Here is an 8,604-nt window from a genome sequence, read left to right on the forward strand (position 1 = left end):
CAGGGGCGCGGGGAACTGCGCGAAACGGAAGGCGCCCGACAGAAAGATCCGCCCGAGGAAGGGCTCTCCCCTCCCCGGGCGGACCCAGGACCACGTCAATCTGCGGACGCGTGTCCTCAACGTCCCGCGACCGACGCCAACTTCCGCGCCGCCCGGTGGTCCCGCATGATCTGCGCGAACGTCGTGTGACCCTGCGTGGTCCGCGCGAACGCCCGCCAGGCCGGGTTGATCAGCGAGACCGCCAGGTGGAACATGTGCGGCCGCTTCTCGAACGAGTCCAGCATGATCTTGCCGGCCCGCATCTCCACGCCCAGGCCCGCCTTGATCGCGAACGAGTAGTTGAGCGCCTGCCGCCGCACGTCCGCCGCCCCGTTCGCCTCGGCGACCTGCACGGCCCACTCACCGGCCAGCCGGCCCGAGCGCAGCGCGTACGAGATGCCCTCGCGGGTCCACGGCTCCAGCAGCCCGGCGGCGTCGCCGGCCACCAGCACCCGGCCGCGGGACAGCGGCGAGTCCTCGGCCCGGCAGCGCGTCAGGTGCCCGGACTCCACCAGCGGCTTGAACCCGGACAGGCCGAGCCGCCGGATGTAGTCCGCCAGGTACTGCTTGGTCTGCTCGCCCTGCCCGCGCGCCGAGATCACGCCGACCGTCAGCGTTCCGGAGTCGGTCTTCGGGAACACCCACCCGTACGAGCCGGGCAGCGGGCCCCAGTCCAGGTGGATCCGGCCGGCCCACTCGCGGGAGACCGCGTCGGGGACGGGGATCTCCGCCTCCAGGCCCAGGTCGATCTGGTCGAAGCTGACGCCGACGTGACGGCCGATCCGGCTGGCGGAGCCGTCCGCGCCGACCACCGCGCGGGCCTCCACCCGACGGCCGTCGGCCAGCGTCACGAACACGGTGCGGCTGTCGCCGCCCTGCTGCTCGACGCCGGTCGCGGTGACGCCGGTGAGCAGCACCGCGCCGGCCTGCTCGGCGGCCTGCACCAGGCGCAGGTCGAACTCGTCGCGGTTGACCACGCCGAACAGCATCCGCTTCGAGCGCCGGGTGCGGGTCCACTTGCCGTTCAGCGCGAAGGTGACGGCCGAGATCCGGTCCTGCAGCGGGAGCTTGAAGTCCGGCGGCAGCGAGTCCCGGGACGGGCCGATGATGCCGCCGCCGCAGGTCTTGTAACGGGGGTGCTCGGCCTTGTCGAGCAGCAGCACCCGCCGGCCCCGGGTCGCGGCCGCGTACGCCGCCGACGATCCGGCCGGTCCGGCGCCGACCACGACCACGTCCCACACCTCGTCGAGCAGCGCCGTCTTCTCGGCGTCCGCCTCCGCGTCGGTGCTCACGCTCTCCGCCGACGCAACGTCCAACGCCTCGTCCGACGAATCCGACGGCTCGTCCGACGGCTCCGACGGCTCGTCCGCCACGGCGTCCAACGGTCCGTCACCGGCGTCGTCGGCAAGGGCCGCGACCGGCTCGACGGGGTCCAGGTCCTGGGTGCTACCGGTGTCAGTCACGGTCGCCCATCCTAATCTGCCCACCCGGCTCTCCGGCCAGGACCCGCCCTTGCCGAACACCGGCCGAACAGCAGCTGGAAGACAGCCGGACGACGGCCGGAGGACGCGCCCCCAACCGGCCCGCCGCCTACCCGCTGTGACGGCACAACCGCAGGTCAAGGGCTTGCCAAGGACCTCCCGAACCGGTTCAGTAAGGGCCATGCCGCATATCGAGCTCCCCGCCCCCCACCCCGGAATCCGGGGCCTGCTCTCCTTCAACCCCGCGTCCGGCCTCCGCCTGAGCGAGCTCGCCGAACAGATCCTGCGCGGCGAATCCCCGCTGTCCGTCGGCGAACGCGAACTGATCGCCGCCTACGTCTCCTCGCTCAACTGCACCCGCTACTGCGCGGCCGCCCACGGCGCCACCGCCGCGCACCGCCTGGACGGCGACTACGCCCTGGTCGACGCCGTCCAGAACGACCTGGCCACCGCCCCCGTCTCCGACCTGATGCGGGCGCTTCTCCAGCTCGCCGGCAAGGTCGCCGAGAGCGGACTGTCCGTCACCGAGCAGGACATCGCCGCCGCCCGGGCCGTCGGCGCGGACGACGCGACCATCCACGACACCGTGCTGATCGCCGCCGCGTTCTGCATGTACAACCGGTACGTCGACGGCCTCGCCGCCCTCACCCCCGACGACCCCGAGACGTACCGCATGATCGGCGCCCACCTCTCCGACCACGGCTACCTCCCCCAGCCCGGCGAATAACCCCTCCCCCGCCGCCCGGACACCCTCCCGGGCGGCGGCCCACCCGGGCGGCGGCCCACCTCACAACTTGCCGAGGGACCGCTCCAGTTCGGCCCCCGTCCATCGACCTGTGCCGGCGTCAAAGCCCCCGCAGGACACGGTCGAGCGCCGCCCGCCCCGCCGGCCCCCAGTTCGACTTCCCGCCGGGCAGGCCGCGATCCCCGTTCTGCCCCATCAGCATCAGGAACAGACTCTTCATCGCGGCCAGCCCACGCGCCCGCCGGACCGACCCCTCGTCCGCCTGCCCGTACCTGTCGAAGAACCGCGAAGCCCCACCCTCCGGAAGCAACAGCCAGGCCGCCGCGAGGTCCCAGGCCGGATCCCCCGCGAAGACATCCCCGAAGTCGACGACGCCCGCCAGCGTCCCGTCCGCGACAACGACGTTCGCCGGATGCAGATCACCGTGCACCCACACCCGCGGCCCGTCCCACCCCGGAGCCGCAACCGCGTCCTCCCACACCGCCCGGACCTCGCCCTCGGCGAACCGGCCGCCGAGATCCACCGCCCCCAGGAAGTACTCGAACCCCTGCGTGCACTCCGCCGGGTGCCCCCCACGGTCCGACGACCCCGGCGCCTCCGCCGGCGCCGCCACGTGCAACGCCTTCAGGAAGCCCGCCAGCGCATCAGCCGCGTGATCGCCCCGGGTAATCACGCCGTGATCCAGCGGCGTGCCCTCCACCCACGTCATGACGGTCCAGATCTTCGGAAACCGCCCCGACGGCACCCCGTCCCGCACAGGCACCGGAATCGGCAACGGCAACCGCGCGGCGAGACCCGGCAACCACCGCCGCTCCTTCAGCTGCGACTCCGGACCGCTGTCCATCCGCTGCACCCGAACCGCCAACTCACCCCCGAGCCGCCACATCTGATTGCCCCACCCACCCGCCACCTCACGAATGGGCAACCCGGCAAGATCCGGATGCTGCTCCCGCAGCAGCTCGCGAACCAGGCCCTCGTTGATCTCGATCTCGGCTTCGGTCATGCGCAGTCACGGTACTTGCACGCCCCTGCCCGCCACCTCGCAGCCCCGCGCCGCACCCAACAGCGCCGCCCCGACCGCCAGCCCCGCGCCGCCACCGAAGCACGCCTCGTCCACGACGCCGCGCTCGCCACGCCGCACCCGCTCGATCGCACCCAGCAGCGTCGCGGCGGTGAGCAGCCCGGCGGTGCGGCGGTCGGCGGAGCGCCAGGGCCCGGCGTGCCGGGCCAGCAGGGCGAGGCCGAGCAGTGAAGTCCCGTACTGCAGGCCGGTGTACAGCGGAACGCCGCCGACCCGCCGTTCCAGCACGGGCAGCACCCGGACGCCGGCCCGGCCGTGGTGGGTGAACGCGTCCCAGACCAGGTGGCTGACCGCGCCGGCCGCCACCGCCCCGGCGGCGAGCGCGAGTTCGCCCGCCGCCGGGCGCCCCTCGGGCACGACGTCCGTCCACGCCCCGGGAACGGCCTCGCCGACCGGGCCCCGCCATGCCCCGTACCAGGCGGCGACCAGCCCGGCCCCGATCGCCACATCGAGCGTCCCGGCGGCCCACCACCGGTGCGTCAGATCGCCGTGCCGGTACACCCCGGGCAGCACCGACTCGGCGAAGAACGGCACATCGGGCGCCATCGCCCCGGCCACCAGCCCGGCCGCCACCAGCGCCCCCTTCCGACGGGCACTCCGCAACCCGGGCAGCACGGCCGCGACATGACTCAACGTGAACGGCATGCCCGCATCCTCCCAGCCCCCACCCCTGCCCGACCCGTCAACGCGCAGTCCCGGCCTCCGCCCCCCGAGCGCCCGCCGAACCCGCCGGCAGCCGCCCCGCGAGGCCTCTCATCGCGCGGGCGCAGCCCCCGTCGCCGCCCGCCGCCCGCCCTCCAGGTACCGCAACTCGCCTTCCGCGCGCGCCTCCAGCGCGGCAACGAGCCGGCGCAGCCGAGTGGCCGGCAGCATCTCCGCGGCTTCCCGCAGTGTGGCGAAGTGCCAGTCCCGGAGCTCCCCGGTCGGCAGGCGCAGCCGCAGCACCTCGGACGGACCGAGCCGCCCGCCGTCGTAGACCAGCCGCAGGCCGCCGCGGCCGCCGCCCGCCCCGGGTTCCCAGTCGACGGCGAGCAGGAGCAGTTCCTCGGGGCGCAGTCGCAGGCCGAGTTCCTCCGCCGCCTCCCGAACGGCTGCCGCGGTCGGTGATTCGCCGCGTTCGACGACGCCGCCGGGGAACTCCCAGTGCGGTTTGTACGCGGGGTCGACCAGCAGCACCCGGTCCCGGTCGTCGAACAGCAGGACGGCGGCGGCGACGGTGTCTCCGCTCCCGCCCTCGGTGCGCACGATCGGACAGCGCGCGGCGCCGCTGCGCACCACTTCGGCGATCCGCTCGGCGGTCTGTTGCGGTGTCAGCAGGCTGTTGTCGATCATCCGTGCGTCCCCGGCCAGCCAGCCCCGCGCGATCAGGTACGCGGGCAGCGCCTCCCGGCTGCGCACCCGAAGAGCCGCGTCCCCGGTGCCGATCCGGGCCCGCAGAATCGTTTCGACGGGGTCGAGGACGACGTGGTGGACGGGGAGGCCGCGCCCGGCCAGCGAGCCGAAGATCTCGTCGCGGTGTTCCTGGCGCAGCAGCGTCATCGGGACGAGTACGGGGCCGGTCGCCTCCTCGGCCAGCGCGGCGGCGGTCTCGGCGACCAGTCGCCGCCACGCGGGCAGCTCCTGCGGGTCGGTCACCTCGGCAAGGCGGCCGGGCGGCAGGGTGGCGCGCAGCAGCGTCCCGACGGTGTCCGGCTCGAACAGCACGCTTCCGGGCAGCAGCCCGGTCAGCTCCCGGCAGGCGGTGGTCTTGCCCGCACCGAATGCCCCATTGACCCAGACGATCACAGTATCCCTGCCCCTCCGTGGCCGCCCGGCCGGTCCGCCGGGCAGCGCGGGGCCCGGGCCCCCACGCCATCCCAGTGGTACCCACTCCCCGCCGCCCTGAAAGGACCGGCCGGACAGGCCCTACGCGTCCGGTTCGAGCAGCCGCTTCTTCAGCACCTTGCCCATGGCGTTGCGCGGCAGGTCGTCGACCAGCACCACGCGCCGGGGGCGCTTGTGCACGGACAGCCGCCGCGCCACGAAGTCGACCAGCTCGCCCTCCGCCAGGTCGGTCCGCCCGGCGACCACGTACGCGACCACCACCTGCCCGAGGTCCTCGTCGGGGGCGCCCACCACGGCGGCGTCCGCGACGCCGGGGTGGTCGCGCAGCGCGGCTTCCACCTCGCCCGCGCCGATCCGGTAGCCGCCGCTCTTGATCAGGTCGACGGAGGCGCGGCCGACGATCCGGTGGAAGCCGTCGGGTTCGACCACGGCGACGTCGCCGGTGTGGAACCAGCCGTCGGCGGTCCACGCCTCGGCCGTCGCCTCCGGCCGTCCGAGATACCCGTCGAACAGCGTGGGGCCCTGGATCTGGAGGTCGCCGACGCTCTCGCCGTCGTGCGGCAGCGGCTGCCCGCCCTCGCCGATCAGGCGGGTGCGGACGCCGGGCAGGGGCACGCCGACCGCGCCGGGCCGCCGTTCGCCGTCGGCGCGGGTGGCGACGGTGATCAGCGTCTCGGTCATGCCGTACCGCTCGGCGGGGGCCTGGCCGGTGAGCCGCCGCAGCTGTTCGAAGACGGGGACGGGCAGGGGGGCGCTGCCGGAGACCAGCAGCCGGGCGGCGGCCAGCTCGCGGGCGGCGCCGGTGTCGGCGGCGATCCGCGACCAGACGGTGGGGACGCCGAAGTAGAGGCTGCCGCGGGCGGCGGCATACCCGGCGGGGGTGGGCCGGCCGGTGTGCACCAGGCGGCTGCCGGTGCGCAGTGCGCCGAGCACGCCGAGCACCAGGCCGTGCACGTGGAACAGCGGCAGGCCGTGGACGAGGGTGTCGTCGGCGTTCCACTGCCAGGCGTCGGCGAGTCCGTCGAGTCCGGCGGCGACGGCGCGGTGCGGGATCAGCGCGCCCTTGGGGGCGCCGGTGGTGCCGGAGGTGTAGAGCACGAACGCGGTCCGGTCGGGGTCGTCGGCGGCGGGCCGCCACGTCCCGCCCGGCCGGTCGTCGAGCCGGACCGGAAGGGCCGTCAGCCCTTCGGTGTCCTCGGGCAGCCGGGTGCCCGCCAGCAGGGTGGCGGCGCTGTCGCGCAGGATGTGGGCGCGTTCCAGCGGCCCGGAGTCGGGCGGCAGCGGCACCACGGGGACGCCGGCCAGCAGTCCGCCGACCACGGCCACCACCGTCTCCGCCTCGGGCCGGGCGAGCACGGCCAGCGCGGGTGCCCCGGCGACCCGTTCGGCGACCGCCCCGGCAGCACCCAGCAGTTCCTCCCGGGACAGCGCCCGCCCGTCCACCACCACCGCGTCCGCGCGGTCGCCGTACCCGCCGTCCAGCGCCGTCAGCAGCCCCATGCCGTCACCCCGTACACATCGCCCAGTGCCTTCAGCTGTCCCATGCCGCCCGACTCTACGAGCCGGGGCCGCCGGAGTACACCTGCGGCGCCGTTCGCCTGGCGGCGCGTCATCGCCCGTGCTGAGCTGGGGCGTTACCGATTCTCTCCACTTCCTTTACCGAATCCGGTGGCCGATCGGAACCATCCCGACCGCCCGTCTCGGACTATGGCCCGGCCCCGCCGGGCCCGGTGGGATAGGGGTCGCCCCGACCGGTACGGCCGGGAACCGTCTCTTCGAGGAGTCTCCTTGGGCATGCACCCCGCCACCGCGGGTCCCCGACGCTCGAACGCGCTGCGTGCCGCCGCGCTGCTCGCCGTCGGGGCCACCGCCCTGACCGGCGCCACCGCGACCGCCCGGACGGCGGCCGACCTGCACCTTCCGGCCGCCTTCCACCTGCGCCCCGCCTCGGCCGGGCACATCGACGCGGTCGGCCGGACCGCGCCGATATCGACGTCGGACTGCGTGTCGCAGATCGGCATCCACTGCTACTCGCCGCTCCAGTACCGCCAGGCCTACAACCTGAACCCGCTGTACCAGCAGGGCGTCACGGGCAAGGGCCGCACCATCGTGATCGTCGACTCGTTCGGCTCGCCGACCATCCAGCACGACCTGGAGGTGTTCGACAAGCAGTGGGGCATCCCGGACACCCAGGTCGAGGTGGTCAAGTGGGGCAACGTCCCGGTGTTCGACCCGTCCAACCCGGACCACACCGGCTGGGCCGGTGAGACCACCCTGGACGTCGAGTACGCGCACGCCGTCGCCCCGGACGCGCACATCGTGCTGGTGGAGACCGGCGTCGCGGAGACCGAGGGCGTCACCGGCCTGCCGGAGATGATGGACGCCGAGAAGTCGATCATGCAGCACCGCGACGTGGACGTGATCTCGCAGAGCTTCGGCGCCACCGAGAACACCTTCCCGGGCTTCGACAAGGGCGACTTCAAGTCCATCGAGAGCCTGCGGTACGCCTTCAAGTTCGCCGCCGCGAAGGGCGTCACCGTCCTGGGCGCCTCCGGCGACAACGGCGCCACCGACGCGATGGAGAACGGCACCGACCTGTACCCGTACCGGGTCAACTCCTGGCCGTCCTCGGACCCGCTGATCACCTCGATCGGCGGCACCCAGCTGACCCTGGACAACAACGGCAACCGCACCGCCCCGGACAAGGTCTGGCACGACGACTACGGCGCGGCCGGCGGCGGCGCCTCCGGCGTCTTCGACCGCCCCTGGTACCAGGCGGGCGTGGCGAACGTGACCGGCAACCACCGCGGCACCCCGGACATCTCGATGAGCGCGGCCGTGGACGGCGCCGCCTGGACGTACGAGTCCTACGACCCGACCCGGGTCGGCTGGCACCTGACCGGCGGCACCAGCGAGGCCACCCCGATCTTCTCGGGCATCGTGGCGCTCGCCAACCAGCTCGCCGGGCACCGCCTCGGCCAGCTCAACCCGCGCCTGTACGCGATGGCCGCGCTGCCCCCGCAGTGGAGCGGCATCACCGACGTCTCCGAGAGCGACAACTCCTGGAACGGCGTGACCGGTTACAAGGCCGTCAAGGGCTACGACCTGGCGTCCGGCCTCGGCACCATCGACGCCAACCGCTTCGTGCGCACCCTCGCCGGCCGCTGACACCCGGCCCCACCCGAAAAGGGCGCGGCCCCCGGGATCAACTCCCGGGGGCCGCGCCGCAGTTCAGCCTCGACAGGTCAGCCCTTGCGGGCCTTGACCTCGGCGGTGAGCTGGGGCAGGACGGCGAACAGGTCGCCGACGACGCCGTAGTCGACGAGTTCGAAGATCGGCGCCTCGGGGTCCTTGTTGACCGCGACGATGGTCTTCGAGGTCTGCATGCCGGCGCGGTGCTGGATCGCGCCGGAGATGCCCGCCGCGACGTACAG

General features: G+C 73.9%; 7 protein-coding genes and 1 pseudogene. 2 read left to right on the forward strand and 6 right to left on the reverse strand.

The genetic code is table 11. The features are described 5' to 3' along the window. Positions 1-116: 116 nt before the first annotated feature. Positions 117-1,331 carry a geranylgeranyl reductase family protein gene (locus ACFYS8_RS33690; protein ID WP_387648680.1) on the reverse strand — a complete coding sequence of 405 codons (1,215 nt, stop codon included), beginning with the start codon at positions 1,329-1,331 and terminating at the stop codon, positions 117-119. 370 nt (positions 1,332-1,701) lie between these two features. Here ACFYS8_RS33690 and ACFYS8_RS33695 point away from each other — a divergent pair, with 370 nt between their 5' ends. Next, entirely contained in the window at positions 1,702-2,247 is a 546-nt protein-coding gene (locus tag ACFYS8_RS33695; RefSeq protein ID WP_387648638.1) for a carboxymuconolactone decarboxylase family protein, read from the forward strand. Positions 2,248-2,365: 118 nt separating this feature from the next. On the opposite strand, the gene ACFYS8_RS33700 is transcribed toward ACFYS8_RS33695, so the two are convergent. The 4 genes from ACFYS8_RS33700 to ACFYS8_RS33715 all read right to left on the reverse strand — a co-directional run bounded on the left by ACFYS8_RS33700 (position 2,366) and on the right by ACFYS8_RS33715 (position 6,670). Beyond that, positions 2,366-3,268, reverse strand: coding sequence for an aminoglycoside phosphotransferase family protein (locus tag ACFYS8_RS33700; RefSeq protein ID WP_387648641.1), 903 nt, complete (start codon positions 3,266-3,268; stop codon positions 2,366-2,368). A 6-nt stretch (positions 3,269-3,274) separates the two neighbouring features. Further along, entirely contained in the window at positions 3,275-3,991 is a 717-nt protein-coding gene (locus ACFYS8_RS33705; RefSeq protein ID WP_387648644.1) for a DUF4184 family protein, read from the reverse strand. 108 nt (positions 3,992-4,099) lie between these two features. Continuing rightward, positions 4,100-5,131, reverse strand: a complete 1,032-nt coding sequence (locus tag ACFYS8_RS33710) for an NUDIX domain-containing protein (protein WP_387648647.1) — start codon at positions 5,129-5,131, stop codon at positions 4,100-4,102. Positions 5,132-5,251: 120 nt separating this feature from the next. Beyond that, the gene (locus ACFYS8_RS33715) at positions 5,252-6,670 is read right to left on the reverse strand and encodes an acyl-CoA synthetase (protein ID WP_387648650.1); all 1,419 of its coding nucleotides are present in this window, start codon (positions 6,668-6,670) and stop codon (positions 5,252-5,254) included. Between the two features lie 294 nt (positions 6,671-6,964). Here ACFYS8_RS33715 and ACFYS8_RS33720 point away from each other — a divergent pair, with 294 nt between their 5' ends. Then, on the forward strand, positions 6,965-8,338 hold the full coding sequence (locus ACFYS8_RS33720; RefSeq protein WP_387648653.1) for a S8 family serine peptidase: 1,374 nt from the start codon (positions 6,965-6,967) through the stop codon (positions 8,336-8,338). A gap of 77 nt (positions 8,339-8,415) precedes the next feature. On the opposite strand, the pseudogene ACFYS8_RS33725 reads toward ACFYS8_RS33720, so the two are convergent. Beyond that, positions 8,416-8,604, reverse strand: a pseudogene (locus tag ACFYS8_RS33725) (electron transfer flavoprotein subunit alpha/FixB family protein); the annotation flags it as partial.

Source organism: Kitasatospora sp. NPDC004615, assembly GCF_042873545.1.
Lineage (GTDB): Bacteria > Actinomycetota > Actinomycetes > Streptomycetales > Streptomycetaceae > Kitasatospora.